The 17980-nt window shown below is 70.2% G+C and carries 17 protein-coding genes; 10 read left to right on the forward strand and 7 right to left on the reverse strand.

Going from position 1 to position 17980, the window contains the following annotated elements; all coding sequences use genetic code 11:
* Positions 1–126 precede the first annotated feature (126 nt).
* On the forward strand, positions 127–1359 hold the full coding sequence (gene ddaH / locus JNB50_RS25460; protein WP_279554049.1) for a dimethylargininase: 1233 nt from the start codon (positions 127–129) through the stop codon (positions 1357–1359).
* A gap of 8 nt (positions 1360–1367) precedes the next feature.
* Here ddaH and JNB50_RS08500 read toward each other — a convergent pair whose 3' ends face one another.
* On the reverse strand, positions 1368–1841 hold the full coding sequence (locus JNB50_RS08500; RefSeq protein WP_208039702.1) for a hypothetical protein: 474 nt from the start codon (positions 1839–1841) through the stop codon (positions 1368–1370).
* A gap of 420 nt (positions 1842–2261) precedes the next feature.
* Here JNB50_RS08500 and JNB50_RS08505 point away from each other — a divergent pair, with 420 nt between their 5' ends.
* Together JNB50_RS08505 and JNB50_RS08510 are read left to right on the forward strand one after the other, a co-directional pair.
* The gene (locus JNB50_RS08505; RefSeq protein WP_208039703.1) at positions 2262–4106 is read left to right on the forward strand and encodes an ABC transporter ATP-binding protein; all 1845 of its coding nucleotides are present in this window, start codon (positions 2262–2264) and stop codon (positions 4104–4106) included.
* The gene (locus tag JNB50_RS08510; protein WP_208039704.1) at positions 4103–5917 is read left to right on the forward strand and encodes an ABC transporter ATP-binding protein; all 1815 of its coding nucleotides are present in this window, start codon (positions 4103–4105) and stop codon (positions 5915–5917) included. Before JNB50_RS08505 ends, JNB50_RS08510 begins: the two co-directional genes overlap by 4 nt.
* Before the next feature lie 135 nt (positions 5918–6052).
* On the opposite strand, the gene JNB50_RS08515 is transcribed toward JNB50_RS08510, so the two are convergent.
* Positions 6053–7048, reverse strand: coding sequence for a hypothetical protein (locus JNB50_RS08515; RefSeq protein WP_208039705.1), 996 nt, complete (start codon positions 7046–7048; stop codon positions 6053–6055).
* Positions 7049–7244: 196 nt separating this feature from the next.
* On the opposite strand from JNB50_RS08515, the gene JNB50_RS08520 reads away from it, so the two are divergent.
* From JNB50_RS08520 to JNB50_RS08530, 3 genes are read left to right on the forward strand one after another with little or no spacing between them, the layout of a single operon-like run.
* Positions 7245–7577, forward strand: coding sequence for a response regulator transcription factor (locus tag JNB50_RS08520; protein WP_307794648.1), 333 nt, complete (start codon positions 7245–7247; stop codon positions 7575–7577).
* A gap of 4 nt (positions 7578–7581) precedes the next feature.
* Positions 7582–8265 carry a response regulator transcription factor gene (locus JNB50_RS25735; protein WP_208039707.1) on the forward strand — a complete coding sequence of 228 codons (684 nt, stop codon included), beginning with the start codon at positions 7582–7584 and terminating at the stop codon, positions 8263–8265.
* A 4-nt stretch (positions 8266–8269) separates the two neighbouring features.
* Positions 8270–10060 (forward strand): sensor histidine kinase, encoded by a 1791-nt coding sequence (locus JNB50_RS08530; RefSeq protein ID WP_307794649.1) that lies wholly within the window; start codon positions 8270–8272, stop codon positions 10058–10060.
* A 21-nt stretch (positions 10061–10081) separates the two neighbouring features.
* Here JNB50_RS08530 and JNB50_RS08535 read toward each other — a convergent pair whose 3' ends face one another.
* The 3 genes from JNB50_RS08535 to JNB50_RS08545 all read right to left on the reverse strand — a co-directional run bounded on the left by JNB50_RS08535 (position 10082) and on the right by JNB50_RS08545 (position 11372).
* A complete protein-coding gene (locus tag JNB50_RS08535) occupies positions 10082–10504 on the reverse strand; it encodes a hypothetical protein (protein ID WP_208039708.1) in 423 nt (140 codons plus the stop codon).
* A gap of 96 nt (positions 10505–10600) precedes the next feature.
* Entirely contained in the window at positions 10601–10936 is a 336-nt protein-coding gene (locus JNB50_RS08540; protein ID WP_208039709.1) for an MGMT family protein, read from the reverse strand.
* A complete protein-coding gene (locus JNB50_RS08545) occupies positions 10920–11372 on the reverse strand; it encodes a GNAT family N-acetyltransferase (RefSeq protein WP_208039710.1) in 453 nt (150 codons plus the stop codon). Before JNB50_RS08545 ends, JNB50_RS08540 begins: the two co-directional genes overlap by 17 nt.
* Positions 11373–11519: 147 nt before the next feature.
* Here JNB50_RS08545 and JNB50_RS08550 point away from each other — a divergent pair, with 147 nt between their 5' ends.
* Entirely contained in the window at positions 11520–12734 is a 1215-nt protein-coding gene (locus JNB50_RS08550; RefSeq protein WP_208039711.1) for an NADP-dependent isocitrate dehydrogenase, read from the forward strand.
* A gap of 165 nt (positions 12735–12899) precedes the next feature.
* Positions 12900–14228 carry a DUF1254 domain-containing protein gene (locus tag JNB50_RS08555; RefSeq protein WP_208039712.1) on the forward strand — a complete coding sequence of 443 codons (1329 nt, stop codon included), beginning with the start codon at positions 12900–12902 and terminating at the stop codon, positions 14226–14228.
* A 4-nt stretch (positions 14229–14232) separates the two neighbouring features.
* Here the strand turns inward: JNB50_RS08555 and JNB50_RS08560 are convergent, their stop codons facing one another.
* Complete coding sequence (locus JNB50_RS08560) at positions 14233–14856, reverse strand: XRE family transcriptional regulator (protein WP_208039713.1); 624 nt, start codon at positions 14854–14856, stop codon at positions 14233–14235.
* A gap of 58 nt (positions 14857–14914) precedes the next feature.
* Here JNB50_RS08560 and JNB50_RS08565 point away from each other — a divergent pair, with 58 nt between their 5' ends.
* Complete coding sequence (locus JNB50_RS08565; RefSeq protein ID WP_208039714.1) at positions 14915–15847, forward strand: NAD(P)/FAD-dependent oxidoreductase; 933 nt, start codon at positions 14915–14917, stop codon at positions 15845–15847.
* Positions 15848–15934: 87 nt separating this feature from the next.
* On the opposite strand, the gene JNB50_RS08570 is transcribed toward JNB50_RS08565, so the two are convergent.
* Positions 15935–16723, reverse strand: a complete 789-nt coding sequence (locus JNB50_RS08570) for a 3-oxoacyl-ACP reductase family protein (protein WP_307794651.1) — start codon at positions 16721–16723, stop codon at positions 15935–15937.
* Positions 16724–16790: 67 nt separating this feature from the next.
* Here JNB50_RS08570 and JNB50_RS08575 point away from each other — a divergent pair, with 67 nt between their 5' ends.
* Positions 16791–17972: an ROK family transcriptional regulator gene (locus JNB50_RS08575; protein ID WP_208039716.1), complete on the forward strand. Its 1182-nt coding sequence runs from the start codon at positions 16791–16793 to the stop codon at positions 17970–17972.
* Positions 17973–17980: the final 8 nt, after the last annotated feature.

Raw genomic sequence — 17980 nt, forward strand, 5'->3', positions numbered from 1 at the left:
CGCCCCCCGCCGCCCCCCCCCCCCCCCCCCCCCCCCCCGCCCCGCCGCCGCGCCCGCCACGGTCGGCGGCGGGCGCCCGCCGATGCCAGCATTCCCATAGGAACCGGTCGGATAGGCTTGGGTCTCATGAATTCCTCTGTCGGGCGCCGGTTCGTCGCCTCGCTCCTCGCCGCCGTCGCGGTCGCCGCCATCGCCTTCTTCGCCGCTGTGGCCGTCATCGCGATCATCACGGGCGTGCTCCTCTGGCTGAACGGCTCGGCAGCGGAACCGAAGATCCTCGGCAATGCCGTGCAGTACACGGAGTACATCGCGCTGGCGCTGTTCGTGTTCGGCCTGATCGCGGCGCTGCTCGGCGCGTTCGAGCGGCGCTGGGTCTCGATCATCTCGGGCGTCGTCGTCGCGGTCATCAGTACGATCGTCGGCACCCTGGTGCTCTACGCCACCAACGGCGCCTCGCTCACGGCGGCCGCGTGGCAGCAGATGTGGCTCTCGCTGATCGGCGTCAACCTCGGTGTCTGGATCGTGGCGGCGATCGCGTTCCCGACCGCCGGCTACGCGGTCTACCTGGCGCTCGACAGGCGCGTGCTGGCACCCGCTGCCCGCAAGATCGCCCTGGTGCGCATCCCCGCCGCCAACCTGGCCGACGGTCTGGTGACGCACATCGAGCGGGAGGCCGTCGACAACGAACTGGCCGACAAGCAGTGGGACGACTACGTCGCAGCTCTCTCCGACGCCGGCTGGCAGACCGTCGAGGTCGCCAGCGCCGACACGCTCGCCGACTCCGTCTTCGTTGAGGACACCGCGATCGTCTTCGGCGACACCGCCGTCATCTCGCGTCCCGGCGCCGACTCCCGCCGCGCGGAGACCGTCGGCACCGAGGCCGCCCTGCGCGCCCAGGGCCTCCGGCTCGAGCGCATCGAGGAGCCGGGCACCCTCGACGGCGGCGACGTGCTCAAGGTGGGCGACACCGTCTACGTCGGCCGCGGAGGCCGCACGAACGCCGAGGGGATCCGCCAGCTGCGCGCTCTCGTCGCGCCTCTGGGCTACACCGTCGTCGCGGTGCCGGTCACGAAGGCCCTGCACCTGAAGACCGCGGTCACCGCGCTCCCCGACGGCACCGTGATCGGCTACGAGCCCATCGTGGACGAGCCGCGGATCTTCGAGCGCTTCCTGCCCGTCCCTGAGGCGCACGGCACCGCCGTCGTCGTGCTCGACGACGAGACCGTGCTCATGTCATCGTCTGCCCCCGGCTCGGTCGCGCTGGTCGAGGACCTCGGCTACACCGTCGTGCAGGTCGACATCTCGGAGTTCGAGAAGCTCGAGGGCTGCGTCACCTGCCTGTCGATCCGCATTCGCTGACGCGGGGCTCAATCGCCGGACGTGTCCGTCGTGCACGGGATGCTGCCGGCCAGCTGCGCCCTCTTCGTCCTTCCGCCGTCGAAGACGTCGACATAGTCTCCCGTCGTCCCGTCGAAGTGGACGCTGCCGCCGTCGAGATGGAACGCCTGCACCGAGAAGAACGACCCGCCGTCGCCGGTGCTGATGTTGGTGCTGAAGACTCCCTTGCGGAGGTCCGCGACGATCTGCGCCGGAGCGCGGGAGGTCGGATCGTTCCGCACGACGACGCGGTTGCCCGCCCGCACGACGCACGTCGCGTGGTGCAGGTAGACCTCGACGGTCCGAGAGTCTTCGCCCTGCACCCGGAGTTCCAGAGTGGTGTGCGTCAACGACCGGGCCGCGCTCCACGCGGCGCCTACGCTCACGTAGATTCCGACGACCAGCGAGACGAAGACGGCGAACGCCCCGATGACCGACCAGAACGGGAGCGAGCGCCACACCATCCCTGCAGCCTAGCGGCGCACCGCGCGTGGGGACTGGTGGCGCGGATCCGCGAACTCGCTCTTGCGCTCTGAGCGACACTGGGAATATCCTGTAGGGCTGCCTTGTCGCAGCATTCGGATGACGCATCGGGCCTTGGGAGGACGCCATGACAACGACTGAGAACACACGAACCGTGACCGTGTTCGGGCTCGTCGCTGCCGCGAGCGCGTCCCCGGAGCCGGCCCCCGCCTGGTAGGTCCCAGGCAGGAACGCGCTTCCGGCTGACCGTCGCCGGCACCACCGCCCGGGCATCCGCGGCCCGGGCTCGTCGCGCCCACGCGAACGACTCCTTTGGCGACCTCTCAGCACGTCTCACCGGGTCGGAGTCGACCCATCCACGAAATCGAAGCCACGAAACGCAGATAGAGAAGACGGAACCCATGTCCATCGCTGAAACCCATCAGCACCCACCCCAAAGAGAAGACCAGAAGCGGCTCGGGACCTTCCGCACGCTTCTCCGAATCCTCCCGTTCGCCAAGTCGGCGGCGCCCCGCATCGTGCTCGGCATGGTCGCCGCTCTGCTGGCGAGCCTGGTCGCGCTGCTCATCCCGCAGGTGCTCCGCTTCCTGGTCGACGGTCCGCTGTCCACCGGAGACGCATCCGCGGTCTGGCCGGCCGCGCTGCTCGTGGTCGGGCTCGGCGCCGCCGAGGCCGTGTTCATCTCGCTCCGGCGCTGGTTCGTGCTCACTCCGGGCACCCACGTCGAGGCGCGGATGCGCAACGCGCTGTACGAGAAGCTGCAGGACCTCCCTGTCGCGTTCCACGACCGCTGGCCGAGCGGCCAGCTGCTCTCGCGCGCCGTGAGCGACCTGAGCCTGATCCGGCGCTGGTTGTCGTTCGGCATCGTGCTGCTCGTCGTCAACGTCGTGACCATCATCGTCGGTTTCGCGATCCTGATCGGCTGGAACTGGATCCTCGGCCTGATCTTCCTCGTGCTGTCGGTGCCGTTGTGGATCTACGGCTTCGCGTTCGAGAAGAAGTACTCCATCGTCGCCCGGCGCAGCCAGGACCAGGCCGGTGACCTGGCCACGGCCGTCGAGGAGTCGGTGCACGGCATCCGCGTGCTCAAGGCCTTCGGGCGGGGCAAGCACGCGCTGGCGAAGTTCGAGTCGCAGGCGGAGGAGCTGCGCGGCACCGAGATCGAGAAGGCCAAGGCGGTCGCCGGCCTCTGGCTGTGGCTGCTGCTCATCCCGGACGTCGCGTTCGGCATCTGCCTGGTGGTCGGTGTCTGGCTGGCCGCGCAGGGCCAGCTGTCGGTCGGCGAGCTGGTCGCCTTCTTCGCGACGGCGACCGTGCTGCGCTTCCCGATCGAGTCGATCGGCTTCCTGCTCTCGATGACGTTCGACACGCGCACAGCGGCCGACCGCTTCTTCGAGGTGCTGGACGAGCGCAACGCGATCACCGACCCCGCGGAGCCGAAGCGGATCACCGATCCGCGTGGCGAGCTCGTCTTCGACGATGTGCACTTCCGCTATCAGGACTCCCCTGAGCGCTTCCCCGACCTCCTGAACGGCGTCGACCTCACGGTGCTGCCGGGGGAGACGATGGCGCTCGTCGGGCTCACCGGAAGCGGCAAGTCCACGCTGACCGCGCTGACCACGCGTCTGTACGACGTGACGGGAGGCTCTGTGCGCATCGACGGCATCGACGTGCGCGAACTGACCAGGTACGACCTCCGCAAGGCCATCGCGATGGCGTTCGAGGACGCGACGCTGTTCTCGGCCTCGGTGCGCGACAACGTGCTCCTGGGCCGCGACGGCCTCGACCCCGCGTCTCCGGAAGCCGAGCAGGTGCTCACCGAGGCCCTCGAGATCGCCCAGGCCGGGTTCGTCTACGAACTGCCGGAGGGGCTCGACACCAAGGTCGGCGAGGAGGGGCTCAGCCTGTCCGGCGGCCAGCGCCAGCGTCTCGCACTCGCGCGCGCGGTGGCGGCGGCGCCGAGCGTCCTGGTGCTCGACGACCCGTTGTCGGCGCTCGACGTGGACACGGAGGCGCTGGTGGAGGCCGCCCTGCGCCGGGTGCTCGCGTCCACGACCGCCCTGGTCGTCGCTCACCGTCCTTCGACCGTGACGCTCGCCGACCGGGTGGCGCTGCTGGAGGACGGCCGCATCACCGCCGTCGGCACGCACCACGACCTGCTCGCCACCAACGAGCACTACCGTTTCGTCCTCTCCTCCCTCGAAGAGGAACAGGACGAGGAGTTCCTTCAGGAGGTGAACCTGTGAGCACCGCGACAGTACTGGGCGTCGAGGGCGAGGAGCGCAACGACCTCAGCAAAGCGGAGAGCCGGCAGATCCGCCGCCGCTCGCTGCGCCTTCTCGGCTCGCTGCTGCACCCGCTGCGCCTGCGGCTGGTGCTGACCGCGATCGTCGTCGTGGTCAGCACGGCCGGCCAGGTGGCCGGGCCGGCGATCATCGCGTTCGGCATCGACAACGGGATCACGGCTCTGCACTCGCAGAACTGGCTCCCGGTCGCCGCCGCCGGTGTCGCCTACCTGTTCACCGGCATCATCGGTGCCGTGCTGATCTCGTGGTACACGGTGCTCAGCGCGCGCATCAGCCAGGCGATCCTGATCGACCTCCGCAAGCGGGTCTTCCTGCACACGCAGAAGCTCTCGCTCGAGTTCCACGAGTCGTACACGTCCGGCCGCATCATCTCGCGGCAGACCAGCGACCTGGACTCGATCCGCGAGCTGCTCGACTCCGGCATCAACCAGCTGGTGCAGGGCTTCCTGTACATGCTGTTCATCGCGATCGCGCTGTTCTGGCTCGATTGGCTGAGCGGCGTGGTGCTGCTGTGCTCGCTGGTGCCGCTATACCTGCTCACGCGCTGGTTCCAGAAGCGCTCGCAGGCGCTGTTCCGCGTCTCGCGGGTGGCGTCGGCGAAGCTCATCGTCCACTTCGTGGAGACGATGACCGGCATCCGCGCGGTCAAGGCCTTCCGCAAGGAGAAGCGCAACGAGAAGGAGTTCGGCGGCCTCGTCGAGGACTACCGCGACGTCAACGCGCGGGTCATCCAGCTGTTCGGGATCTTCGACCCCGGTCTGGTGATGATCGGCAACGTGACCGTCGGTGTCGTGCTGCTGGTCGGCGGCTTCCGGGTCGCGAACGGCCAGCTCGCCATCGGTGTGCTGCTGGCGGCGTTGCTCTACACGCGCCGGTTCTTCGACCCGATGGAGGAGATGGCGATGTTCTACAACTCCTACCAGTCGGCCGCAGCGGCGCTCGAGAAGATCTCCGGCGTGCTGGAGGAGGAGCCGAGCGTGCCCGACCCGGTCAAGCCGGTCGACCTCTGGACAGCCGAAGGCCACGTGCGCTTCGACGACGTGACGTTCGCCTACAAGCGTGATCGCGTCATCCTGCCGGAGTTCAGTCTGGACATCCCTGCCGGGCAGACGATCGCGTTGGTGGGTTCGACCGGCGCGGGCAAGTCGACGCTGGCCAAGCTGATCTCGCGCTTCTACGACCCGAGCGAAGGCTCCGTCACGCTCGACGGCGTGGATCTGCGCGACATGCACCCGAAGGACCTGCGCCGTGCGATCGTCATGGTCACCCAGGAGGCGTACCTGTTCAGCGGGTCTGTCGCCGACAACATCGCGCTCGGCAAGCCGGAGGCGACGAGGGACGAGGTGGTGGAGGCCGCGAAGGCGGTCGGCGCCCACGAGTTCATCACGGGCCTGCCGAACGGGTACGACACCGACGTGAACAAGCGCGGCGGCCGGGTGTCCGCCGGTCAGCGTCAGCTGATCTCGTTCGCCAGGGCGTTCCTGGCGAACCCGGCGGTGCTCATCCTGGACGAGGCGACCAGCTCGCTCGACATCCCGAGCGAGCGCCTGGTGCAGGAGGCTCTGCAGACCCTGCTCGCCGATCGCACCGCCGTGATCATCGCGCACCGACTGTCGACGGTCGCGATCGCGGACCGGGTGCTCGTCATGGAGCACGGGAAGGTCGTCGAAGACGGCTCGCCGGACCAGTTGATCGCCGGCACCGGCCGGTTCGCGCAGTTGCACGCCGCGTGGCGGGACTCGCTCGTGTAGTCACAGTCGCGAGGTGATACCGACAGGCCCCGGGCCCTCCCTTCGGGGAGAGGATCCGGGGCCTGTCGCCGTGGTCGGGACGGGCCAAGGGGTTGGGTTGGGTTGGGTTTCGGCCCGTCCGGCCAGGTCTGTGGGTCAGGTGCCCGCGAGACGGCGGAGCACCCGATGGCCGGAGGCGCCCCTGCTGCGCAGCAGGGGCAGGCGTCGCAGGAGCGAGGTGCCCTGGCCGTCGAGGACGACGACCTCCGCGCCGGCGTCGATGCATGCGCTGGCCACCGCGGGCTCCACGTCGCGCCGCACATCTCCCGACACGATGGTCAGACAGCCGGCGGTGACCGCGCTTCCGGCGGACGCCGTCACGGTGATCCCGGAGGTGGCGGGCGCCACGATGCCGCGGATGGCCCGCGCCAGTTCTGCGCGCTCGGCGGGCCGGCTGTCGGCACGTCCGGGGAACCCGTCGCCGAGATCGAGGAGGCGCAGACGCTGAGCGGTCCCGGCCTCCACGTCGGCGGCGACTCCCATCGCGCGCACGATCTCGCTGACGTACTCGGCCGGACTGCCGTCGTGCGGGAGGGTGAGGGAGAGGCCGGCGATGCGGACGCCGAGGCCGCGCGCCGCGCGGGCCGCCGCCACGATCGCCGCGGGCGACATCCCCCGGGCGGCGCGGTGGGCCGGGCGCGGGGCGAGGGCCGGCTGGAGCTTCAGCACGACCCGCAGGTCGCCCGGAGCGCCGGCGAACACCTCCAGGGCGCGTGCGTCGTCGACCACGAACCGGCGGACGCCCGCGTCGTAGGCCGCTCTGGCCTCGTGGGGGTGCGCGACCGGGGTCGCGTGGAGCACGTGGCGGCCGGCGCTGCCCGCGAGCAGCAGCGCGGGCAGCGCCTGGTCGTGCGTCACCTCGAAGCCGCCGTCGACCTCCGCGATCGCGGAGAGCAGCGCGGGATGGGCGAGCGCGCTCACGTCGTAGTGCACGTCGACCCATGGGAAGTCGTCCCGCAGCGCGCGGTACCGCCGCCGCGCCCGCTCGAGGTCGATGACCACCACCGGGAGGTCGCGGACGCCCACCGCGACCGCCTCGGAGGCCAGTTCGGCTGCTCCGTTCGGGTCGGCGGTTCGGGTTGCGGTGGGCATCGCATCCTCCTCGGGTTCGGGTTGGTCGTCTGTTTCGGGATGGCGGGCTCGGCGCCAGGTGCTGAGCTTGCCTCATATGTTCGTGCTGTCGGGGCATGTCCCACATCCGGGGGACCACCCGAAAGGTGGTGCGTGCTGGCACGGATGCGCTCTCCCGCCGCTTCCGGCGAGAATCGTCAGCATGTGCCTCCGTGTTGTGATCGTCGACGACCACGCGCGATTCCGTGCGCAGGCCGCCGAGCTCCTCACGTTGGAGCGGTTCTCCGTCGTCGGAGACGCCGAGACCGGCGCCCGTGGCGTCGAGTTGAGCCGTGCCCTCACGCCCGATCTGGTGCTGCTCGACGTCGGGCTTCCCGATGCGAACGGGTTCGATCTGGTTGCGGCGATGCGCGCGACGGGGGCTGCCGTCGTCCTGACCTCCAGCCGTTCGTCGCGCGACTACGGCACCCGGGTGACCGACAGCGGGGCGGACGGTTTCATCAGCAAAGCGGAACTGAGCGGTGAGGCGATTCGCAGCCTGCTAATGTAAGCGCGTGGTCGGGGGAGAGAACTCGGATTCCCGCCCGCTCCGGGTTGCGATCGCCGATGACGCCGTGCTGCTGCGTGAGGGGATCGGGCAGCTCCTGCGTGCGGGTGGAGTGGATGTCGTCGCGTCGGTGGACACGGCGGAGCAGCTGCTGCATCTGCTCGAGGGCGACGACCGCATCGACGCCGTCGTGCTCGACATCCGGATGCCGCCGACGCACACCGACGAGGGGCTGCGCGCTCTGGAGTCGTTGCGCGCCGAGGGGTCGACGGTGGGCGTGCTCCTGCTCTCGATGTACACCACCGCCGCGTTCGCCATCCGGGCGATGAGCGCCGGCAGCGGAACGGGCTATCTCCTCAAAGACCGGGTCGCCGACGGCGACACGCTCGTGAACGCCGTGCGCACCGTGGCAGGCGGCGGGTCCGTGGTCGACCCGGAGATCGTCCAGCTCCTGGTGTCCGCACGGTCGTCCGAGGCCGCGGTCGAGTCGCTGTCCAGCAGGGAGATCGACGTCCTCCGGCTCATGGCCGAGGGGCTCTCCAACGCCGGGATCGCCGCCGCGCTGCACCTCAGCCTGCGCACCGTCGAATCGCACATCGGGCACATCATGAACAAACTCGACATCGAGGACACCACCGAAGGCCACAGGCGGGTGCTCGCCGTCCTGCGCTTCCTCGGCCGGGACGGCTGACGACGTGAACGCCGCACGCATCTCGCTGCGGGCGTTCGCCGTCACGGTGACGATCGCGTCGAACGTGCTCGCGCAGGTCGTCAGCGCGATGACGAACGACTACGGCCCGCGGCCGCAGGGGATCGGCTGGGCCATCGTGTTCGTCGCGGTCGCCGTCGACTACGTCGTCTGCGCGGTGATCGCGTGGCGGGCGATCCGCAGCCCGGTGCCCGGTTGGCTGATGGTCGGGGCGGCGCTCTTCTGGGCGGCGGGCGCCTGGTATCCGGTGACCAGGGACATCGCCTGGCTCTGGCCGCTGATGGAGGGCGTCACCGATCTGTGGGCGGTGCTCGTGGGCATCCTGGTGCTCACCTATCCGACGGGCCGGTTCGCCTCCCGGTTCGACCGCGTCGTCGCCTACACGCTCGCCGGGGCCTTCGTGGTGCGCTTCCTCGGCATCCTGCTGTTCTCGTCGCCGACCGCGGCCGAGTGCGGATGCGTGGCGAACGCGGACGCGCTGTTCCCGAGCCATGACGCCGACTACTGGCTCGGCATCGCCTGGCGGGTCGTCGGCGTCGTGCTCCTGCTGACCGTCGCCGTCCGGCTCGCCGTGCGCTGGGTGACCAGCACGCTCCCCGCACGACGCGTCGCCTTCGTGATGCCGCTGGCCCTGCTGCTCTGGTGCTACGGGACATTCCAGGACTCCCTGAGCTTCGCGCTCGGCTGGGACAGCGGCTGGCTCCAGTTCATCCCGCCCGTCGCGATCGCACTCATCCCGCCTGCCTACGTGGGCGGTGTCTTCTACGCGCGCGGCCTGAGGTCACGGGTCGCCGACCTGGTGATCGTGGCCCGTGACAAGGTGGACCGCGGGCTGTGGGAGTCGAGCCTCGCCCGCACACTGCACGACAGTTCGCTGCGCGTCTTCTGGTGGGACGAGCACACGCGCGGCTATCGCACCAGCCGGGGCGACGCGGTGCCGGACGGCGACCACGCGGACCGGCCGGGCCGCTCCACGCTCGCCATCGACTCCGACCAGGGGCCGATCGCACTCATCGAGCACGATGTGGCGCTCGCGCAGGACGACAGGCTGCTGGACGCCGTGTCGTCCGCTCTGCTGCTGTCGGTCGACAACGACCGGTTGCGCGCCCGCCTCGAGCAGACGATCCAGGAGCTGCGGGAGTCGCGGCTGCGAATCGTCGAGGAGGGCTACCTGGCGCGCAGGCGACTCGAGCGCGACCTCCACGACGGCTCGCAGCAGCAGCTGGTGTCGCTCGCGATCAGCCTCCGGATCGCGACCTCGAAGGCCGCTGCGGCCGACGAGCACGAGCTCGTCGGCGACCTCGAGAGCGCGTCGGCGCAACTCGCCGACGCGCTGCGCGAACTGCGCGAGCTCGCCCGCGGTATCCACCCCACCGTGCTGACCGACGGCGACCTGCGGTCGGCACTGGAGGAGCTCGCCCAGCGCAGCCGCACCCCCGTCGAGGTGCACGTGGAGCTCGCCGAACGGCTGCCCAACGTCGTCGAGGAGACGATCTACTACTGCGTCTCGGAGTGCCTCGCCAACGCGGCGAAGCACGCCGAAGCGCGCAACTGCGCCGTGCTGGTCACCCGCGAGGGCGACCAGGTCACCGTGACCGTCAAAGACGACGGCCGCGGCGGGGCGCGCGTCGAACCGGGCGGCGGGCTGGAGGGGCTGCGCGACCGCGTGGAGACGGTCGGCGGTCACGTCGACGTACGGTCGGTCGTCGGCCTCGGCACGATCGTGGAGCTGGTGCTGCCGGCGCATGCGGCGGAGGGTGGCAAGGCCGCATCGTGAGCGGTGCCCGGCCGAGCCGCTCTACTTGGTGGCGGGCCGGATCGCGTAGACCTGCTGGCCGATCGGGAACGCGATCCACTTGCCCGGGCACGTCGACCCTTGGGCAGGGATACCGGAGACGGGCCACCAGCTGTCCTGGATGGTCGGCTTGGGCGTGGCCGCCGTACCCGTGCAGACGTTCGGCCGCAGCAGCGTCGGCGACGTGTACGTCATGATCGCCTCGCCGGTCTGCGTGTCGTAGTCGATGCGGATCACCGTCGCGTCATCGGGGACGAACGCCGTCGAGCCGATCGCCGTGTTGTTCGCCGCCGTGAGATCCTTCGCCGTGTCGTAGATCGCCGGCTCGACATGCGGAGTGAATGCCGCCACGACCGAGCACCCGGAGAGGGCGGCGACGAGGGGGACGGCGGCGATGGCGAGGCCGAGTCGACGGGTACGGGGCACGGACGCTCCTGGACGGGATGTTGGACAGACCAACCCAGTCAACACCATCAACCTGAGCGCTGCATCGGCCGAGAGGATGATGTCGCGAGTGGGATCTCAGGCGCCGTCGTGACGGGCCGCTGTCAGATCGACGCGGTACGGCCGGTCACCGCCCCCGAGAAGTGGCGTCCCCTCTGCGCGGTAGTGCTGCAGGGCGATGTGCTCGTGGTTCACCGGCGGATGGCCGCTCGCCCGCACGACGCGCCACCACGGCACCGCAGCGCCGTAGTAGGCCATGACCTGGCCGACCATGCGCGACGCCCGCGACCCGAGGGCCGCCGCGACGTCGCCGTAGGTCATCACACGCCCGGGCGGGATGCTCTCGACGACGGCGAGGACCCGCGAGGCGAAGTCGTCGCCCGCTCCTGCGGCGCCGTCAGAGGTCGAGGGCACCGATCGTCTCGCCGTACTGCGTCTCGCCGACGGGCTTGAATCCGGTGCGCAGGAAGAACTGCTCGGGGCCGAGCTCACCCGACTCCCAGATGACGTAGAGACGCTGGACGCCGCGCTCGCGCGCCTCGTCGGCCAGAGCACGCACCGCGAACGTGCCGATACCGCGGCCCTGGTCGTCGGCGTCGACGTTGATCCGCCAGAGGATGGCCTTGAACTCGTCGTGCTCGGCGTGCGGGTTGAAGTCGCCCATGATGAATCCGACGACCTCGTCGCCGTCGAGGACGACGCGCTGCCATGAGGTCGTCGGGTCGGCGACGGCGGCCGCGGCCGAGTACGACACGGGAGCGATGAACTGCTCCTGGCCGGGCTTCAGCGACAGCGCGTTCGCCGCCACGACGGTCTTCGCGCTCAACTCTTCCAGTCTCAACTCAGCCATAACGAAAGGGTAACGTGCGCGGAGCGGCCCGCATAGTCGACGACGGCGCTGACCGAATGCTGGCAAAAGTGTCTCGATGTCAAGATAGTTGCCCGCCTCGGGTAAGCTGTCTGCGGCTGAAACACGGCACAGACCCCAGGAGAACCAGTGGACAAGATCAAGGTTGATGGAACGGTCGTCGAGCTCGACGGCGACGAGATGACGCGGATCATCTGGAAGGCGATCAAGGACTCGCTCATCCACCCGTACCTCGATGTGAACCTCGAGTACTACGACCTCGGCATCCAGAAGCGCGACGAGACCGACGACCAGATCACGATCGACGCGGCGCACGCCATCCAGAAGCACGGCGTGGGCGTCAAGTGCGCGACCATCACCCCGGACGAGGCCCGTGTCGAGGAGTTCGGCCTCAAGAAGATGTGGAAGAGCCCGAACGGCACCATCCGCAACATCCTCGGCGGCGTCGTGTTCCGCGAGCCCATCATCATCTCCAACATCCCGCGGCTGGTCCCCGGCTGGAACAAGCCGATCGTCATCGGCCGTCACGCCTTCGGCGACCAGTACCGCGCCACCGACTTCACCTTCGACGGCCCCGGCACGCTCACGATGAGCTTCCAGCCCGCCGACGGCGGCGAGGCGCAGTCCTTCGAGATCTACCAGGCGCCCGGTGCCGGTGTCGCGATGGGCATGTACAACCAGGACGAGTCCATCCGCGATTTCGCCCGCGCGTCGTTCAACTACGGCCTCGACCGTCAGTACCCGGTCTACCTGTCGACCAAGAACACGATCCTCAAGGCCTACGACGGCCGGTTCAAGGACCTCTTCCAGGAGGTCTTCGACACCGAGTACAAGGAGAAGTTCGACGCGGCCGGCCTCACCTACGAGCACCGCCTGATCGACGACATGGTCGCCTCCAGCCTCAAGTGGGAGGGCGGCTACGTCTGGGCCTGCAAGAACTACGACGGCGACGTGCAGTCCGACACCGTCGCGCAGGGCTTCGGCTCGCTCGGCCTGATGACCTCCGTGCTGACCACTCCGGACGGCTCGGTCGTCGAGGCGGAGGCCGCGCACGGCACCGTGACGCGCCACTACCGCCAGTACCAGCAGGGCAAGCCGACCTCCACCAACCCGATCGCCTCGATCTTCGCCTGGACGCGCGGCCTCGCGCACCGCGGCAAGCTCGACGGCAACCAGGACCTCATCGACTTCACCCACACCCTCGAGGATGTCGTGGTGAAGACGGTCGAGGAGGGCAAGATGACCAAGGACCTCGCCCTCCTGGTCGGCCCTGAGCAGAAGTTCCTTACCACCGAGGAGTTCCTCGACGCGATCAGCGAGAACCTCAAGGCGCGCGTGGCCTAGGTCGCTCCCGCAGACATTCGTGCCGAATGTCGACTCCGGTGCATCCGGGTCGGCATTCGGCACGAGTCGTTAAGGCCTACCGTCGGGCCTGGCCAAACCGGCGGAGCCGCCCCTATGCTGCGGCGCAGATGCGGGTCGCGCATCGGACGAGTCGAGGGGGATGCTGTGATCGCACTGAGCCCGGACGAGGTCGCCGCGCGCGCGGCCGAGGCCTACACGTACTTCTACCCGCTGGTGACGATGGATGTCACGCGCACCGTCTTCACCCAGCCGGGCGAGTCCACCGTCATCGGCCGCGGGCCGACGAACACGCTCGCCCACGCCCGGGCCTTTCCCGACGCCGATTTCCGGGCCGTCGTCGCGCCGAACTTCGACACCCTGTACTCCTCCGCTTGGCTCGACCTCTCGGGTGGGCCGCTCGTGCTGGACGTCCCGGACAGCGGGGGCCGCTACTACCTGCTCCCGTTGCTCGACATGTGGACGAACGCGTTCGCCGTGCCGGGCAAGCGCACCACAGGGACCGCGGCAGCGCGCTTCCTGATCGCGCCGCCCGGGTGGGCGGGGGAGGTGCCGGACGGTGCGACGAGGATCGACGCGCCGACCTCCCACATCTGGCTGATCGGCCGCGTGCAGACCAACGGGCCGGCCGACTACGCCGCCGTCAGAGAGTTCCAGGACGGTCTCCGGCTCACCACGCTGGACGGCGAGGCGCCCTCGACCGCGCTGCCGGCCTCGGTCGCGCCGGAGGGCCTCGACCTCAGCGCGGAGCCGCTCGCCATCGTCAACGGGCTCCCGGCCGTGGACTACTTCGCCTACGCCGCGCGCCTGCTCGCCGAGCATCGTCCGCAGGTGACAGACTTCAGCGCCCTGGCCCGCTTGGGGGCGCTGGGGATCGTCCGCGGCGCGGAGTTCGACGCGGACGCGTTCGACGACGACCAGCGCGCCGCCCTCGAGCGTGGTGCAGAGGAGGCGCGCCGGCGGCACGACCGGGCGATCACCACGATGGCCCGCATCGCGAACGGCTGGGCGATGAACACCGACACCATGGGCGTCTACGGCGTCTTCTATCTGAAGCGCGCCGCCGTGTCGGTCGTCGGTCTGGGCGCGAACCAGCCGGAGGACGCCATCTATCCCATCGCCGTCGGCGACGCGGCGGGCCGCCCGATCGTGGGGGAGCGCGACTACGTGCAGCGCTTCGAACGCGACCAGCTGCCGCCGGTCGATGCGTTCTGGTCGGTGACCATGTACGACCACGATAGCTTCCAGGCGCCCAATCCGCTGAACCGCTTCGCGCTCGGCGACCGCGACGACCTCCACTACGGCGACGACGGCTCGCTCGAGCTCTACTACGGCCCGACGGATCCGGGCGCCGAGAAGTCGGCGAACTGGCTGCCGGCGCCCGCTGGGCCGCTGCGGATCATCATGCGACTGTACGCACCCCGGCCGGAGGCGCTGGACGGCAGATGGAACCCGCCGGCGATCGCGGAGCGCTGAGCTCCTAACCCGTCTGGTCACCGTCGCCGGGGCGGGAGGGGCGGGCGCGCAGATGGACGCGTTCGCCCTGCTTGCCGAACAGGCTGAGGAACTCGACGGCGTCGGCGCCTGCGCGTTCGAACCAGTGCGGCACCCGGGTGTCGAACTCGGCGGCCTCGCCCGGGCCGAGCTCGATGTCGTGGTCGCCCAGGACGAGGCGGAGTCGACCGTTCAGCACGTAGAGCCACTCGTAGCCCTCGTGGGTCTTCGGGTCGGGGACTCCGGGGGCGGGGGTGCCGCCGGGGATGACGGTCTTGAACGCGTGGATGCCGCCGGGTCGGCGGGTCAGCGGGATCACGGTGCGGTCGCCGTGCCGCACCGGTCGCAGGTGCACGCGCGGGTCACCCGTCTGCGGTGCGTCCACCAGCTCGTCGAGCGTGACGCCGTGCGCGCGGGCGAGGGGGAGCAGCAGCTCGAGGGTCGGCCGTCGCGTGCCGGACTCCAGCCGAGACAGCGTGCTGACCGAGATGCCGGTCGCGGCCGCGAGGTCGGCGAGGGTCAGGTCGCGCCTGGTCCGGAGGGAGCGGAGGCGATCGCCGACGGCGTCGAGGCTGCGATCGCGCTGAATGTCGTTCGTCACAGAGGCCATTTTGCCATTCCGGCAACAGAACTTGCCAGTCGCAGCGCCTGGCATCGACCCTGGAGTCATGGACGACTTCGATGTGATCGTGATCGGCGGCGGTGCGGCCGGACTCAGCGCCGGACTCATGCTGGCCCGTGCCCGCGTGTCGGTGCTCGTGGTGGACGCGGGCGCGCCGCGGAATGCGCGGGCCGGCGAGGTCCACGGCCTCTTCGGCCGAGACGGCACGCCTCCCGCGGAGCTTCTCGCCCGCGGCCGCGCCGAGGTGCAGGGATACGGCGGCCGCCTCGTCGCAGGCACCGTGACCGACGCGCGGCCCGACGGGCCCGGCTTCTCGGTGACGGTGGACGGCGACCGGCGGTTCACCGCACGCCGGATCGTCGTGGCGACCGGGCTGGTCGACGACGTCCCCGATCTCCCGGGCCTGCGCGAGCGCTGGGGAGCAGAGGTCGTGCACTGTCCGTTCTGCCACGGCTGGGAGGTGCGCGACACGGCGATCGCGGTGTTGGCGCTGAGCCCGCGGGCGATGCACCAGGCGCTGCTGTTCCACCAGTGGAGCCCCGACGTCACGCTGTTCGTCAACGGTCAGCCCGGTCTCGCCGAGGAAGCGGCCGAGCACGGCATCCCCGTTGTGGCGGGCATCGCCGAGGCTGTGGAGCTGCGCGACGGACGGGTCGCGGGCATCCGCCTCGAGAACGGTGACGTGCACCCCGTCGAGACGGTCGTCATCGGGCCGCGTTCGCGCGTCGTCGCGCCGTTCCTGGAGGGACTCGGGCTCGCGGCTGTGGAGCATCCGTCCGGCATCGGCGAGTACCTGCCGACCGATGCGCAGGGCCGGACCGGGGTGCCGGGTGTCTGGGCGGCCGGCAATGTGACAGATCCGTCCGCGCAGGTCGGCGGGGCCGCAGCGACAGCAGCACTGGTCGCCGCGCAGCTCGCGATGGAGTTCGCGCTCGAGAAGGTGGCGCGGCTCCGGACACCAGCCGGTTCCCCGGAGTGACGGCCGGACTGCGCGGGTGGGCGTCGACATTCGTCACGAATGTCGACTTTCGTGCCACGAATCGCGGCATTCGTCACGAATGTCGGCTCAGCGGGCGGTCCAGCCTCCGTCGATGGCTAGGGTTTGGCCGGTGATCAGGGATGCAGCGGGGGAGGCTAGGAAGGCGACGGCCCCGGAGACCTCGGCGGGCACGCCGATGCGGTGGAGGGCGGCGATCCGCTCGATGGTGTCGGCGCGGAAGTCGTCGTCCGAGAGCGCCTCGGAGGTGCCGTCCGTGGCGATGAAGGTAGGCGCGACGGCGTTCACCCGGATGCCGTAGCCGCCCCACTCCACGGCCAGGCAGCGGGTGAGGTGCACGACGGCGGCCTTGGCGGTGCAGTACGACGACTCCAGCGGGAGGGCGACGAGCCCGGCCTGCGAGGCGATGTTCACGATCGCTCCGCCTCCGTTGTCGCGCATGCTCTTCGCGACGTGCTGCGAGAGGAAGAACGCCGAGCGGGTGTTCAGGCGCCAGACGTGGTCGAAGTCGTCCTCGGTGACCTCGAGCGCCGGAGCGTCGATGCCGCCGCCCGCGTTGTTCACCAGGATGTCGATCGGCCCGAGGTGGGCGGTGACCTCGTCGATCGCGGTGCGACACGCGGCGAGGTCGAGCACGTCCAGGCGCACCGCCCGCGCCGAGGCGCCGAGTGCGGTCAGCTCGGCGACGAGCTCGGAGGAGCCGTCGGGGTCGCGCACGCCGAGCACGACATCGGCGCCCTGCCCCGCGAGTTCGAGGGCGATCTCGCGGCCGAGCCCGCGACTGGCCGCGGTCACGAGGGCGCGGGAGCCGGTGAGGGCGAAGGGTGTGCGGGCGGTGGCGAGGGATGCGGCGGTCACGTGCAGGAGTGTAACGACTTCGTTTCGGTGCTTGCGTTTCTTTTGTTCGTAAGCTTTACTAACAAACATGACCACGATGGATGTGCGGGGAGGCAACGGCGGGCTCGGCCCCGGCCGGGCACTCCGGCCGCGCGCCAAGGTCCTCCCGGAGCACGCGCGGAGCCACAACCGCTCGCTCGTCCTCCAGACGCTCTACCGCGCCGGCCGGCTCAGCCGTGCCGACATCGCCCGCGAGACCGGCCTCACGCGGGTCACCGTATCCGATCTGGTCGCGGAACTCCTGAACGAAGGCCTGGTCATCGAGCTCGGCCAGCGCGAGGCCGCCCGCCCCGGCAAGCCGGCGGTGCTTCTCGACATCAACCGCTCCGCCCACCAGATCGTCGGTGTCGACCTCAGCGACCACGATCGCTTCCGCGGCGCCGTGATGGACCTCGACGGCGAGCTGCTGCACTCCGCCGAGGTTCCGCTCGAAGACGGCGACGGCCGCGCGGCGACGGGCGAGGAGGCCCTCGCGAAGGTCGTCGAGCTGGTCCGCCACCTCGTGGACAGCGCGACGGCGCCGATCCTCGGCATCGGCGTCGGCTCCCCGGGTGTCGTCGACCTGACCGGCACCATCCTCACCGCCCCGAACCTCGGCTGGACCGGCGTGCCCCTCCAGCACGACCTGCAGGTCCTCACCGGGCTGCCGGTCGTCGTCGCCAACGACGCCAACGCCGCCGTGCTCGCCGAGCACAGCTACGGGGGAGCCACCGGCGACATGATGCTGATCCGCGTCGGCCACGGCATCGGAGCCGGACTCATCATCGCCGGCGCCCTGGTCTACGGCAGCCACTTCGCCGCGGGGGAGATCGGCCAGGTCATGGTCGGCACCGACCTCGGGCTCGACGCCACGTACAGCCGCGACCAGGTGCTCGAGCACTGGCTCAGCGTCCCGCAGCTCCGGCGCGGCATCCGCGAAGCGGAGGACGCCGGCGCCGACGCGACGCCCCTCCTCCGCGAAGCCGGCAGCAGGCTCGGCATCGCGCTCGCCCCGGTCGTGGGCGCCCTCAACCTGTCGGAACTCGTGCTCAGCGGGCCGACGGACCTCCTCGATGGCCCCCTCTCCGAGGCGACCATCCACACGCTCCGGAGCCGGACGATGGCAGAGAACCACGCCGACCTCGCGGTCCGGATGACCACGCAGGGGCAGGACATCGTCCTGCGCGGCGCGGCCGTACTCGTCCTCTCCGGACAACTCGGGGTCTCGTGACACAGCAC

It is taken from the genome of Leifsonia sp. TF02-11 (assembly GCF_017565305.1).
In the GTDB taxonomy this organism is placed as follows: Bacteria; Actinomycetota; Actinomycetes; order Actinomycetales; family Microbacteriaceae; genus Leifsonia.

What these genes read in the sequence shown, in the direction of transcription:
- JNB50_RS08500 (WP_208039702.1), bottom strand. Translation starts at nt 1,841, where the DNA reads ATGGTGTGGCGCTCGCTCCCGTTCTGGTCGGTCATCGGGGCGTTCGCC.
- JNB50_RS08560 (WP_208039713.1), bottom strand. Translation starts at nt 14,856, where the DNA reads ATGGCCTCTGTGACGAACGACATTCAGCGCGATCGCAGCCTCGACGCC.
- ddaH (WP_279554049.1), top strand. Translation starts at nt 127, where the DNA reads ATGAATTCCTCTGTCGGGCGCCGGTTCGTCGCCTCGCTCCTCGCCGCC.
- JNB50_RS08515 (WP_208039705.1), bottom strand. Translation starts at nt 7,048, where the DNA reads ATGCCCACCGCAACCCGAACCGCCGACCCGAACGGAGCAGCCGAACTG.
- JNB50_RS08505 (WP_208039703.1), top strand. Translation starts at nt 2,262, where the DNA reads ATGTCCATCGCTGAAACCCATCAGCACCCACCCCAAAGAGAAGACCAG.
- JNB50_RS08565 (WP_208039714.1), top strand. Translation starts at nt 14,915, where the DNA reads ATGGACGACTTCGATGTGATCGTGATCGGCGGCGGTGCGGCCGGACTC.
- JNB50_RS08575 (WP_208039716.1), top strand. Translation starts at nt 16,791, where the DNA reads ATGACCACGATGGATGTGCGGGGAGGCAACGGCGGGCTCGGCCCCGGC.
- JNB50_RS08545 (WP_208039710.1), bottom strand. Translation starts at nt 11,372, where the DNA reads ATGGCTGAGTTGAGACTGGAAGAGTTGAGCGCGAAGACCGTCGTGGCG.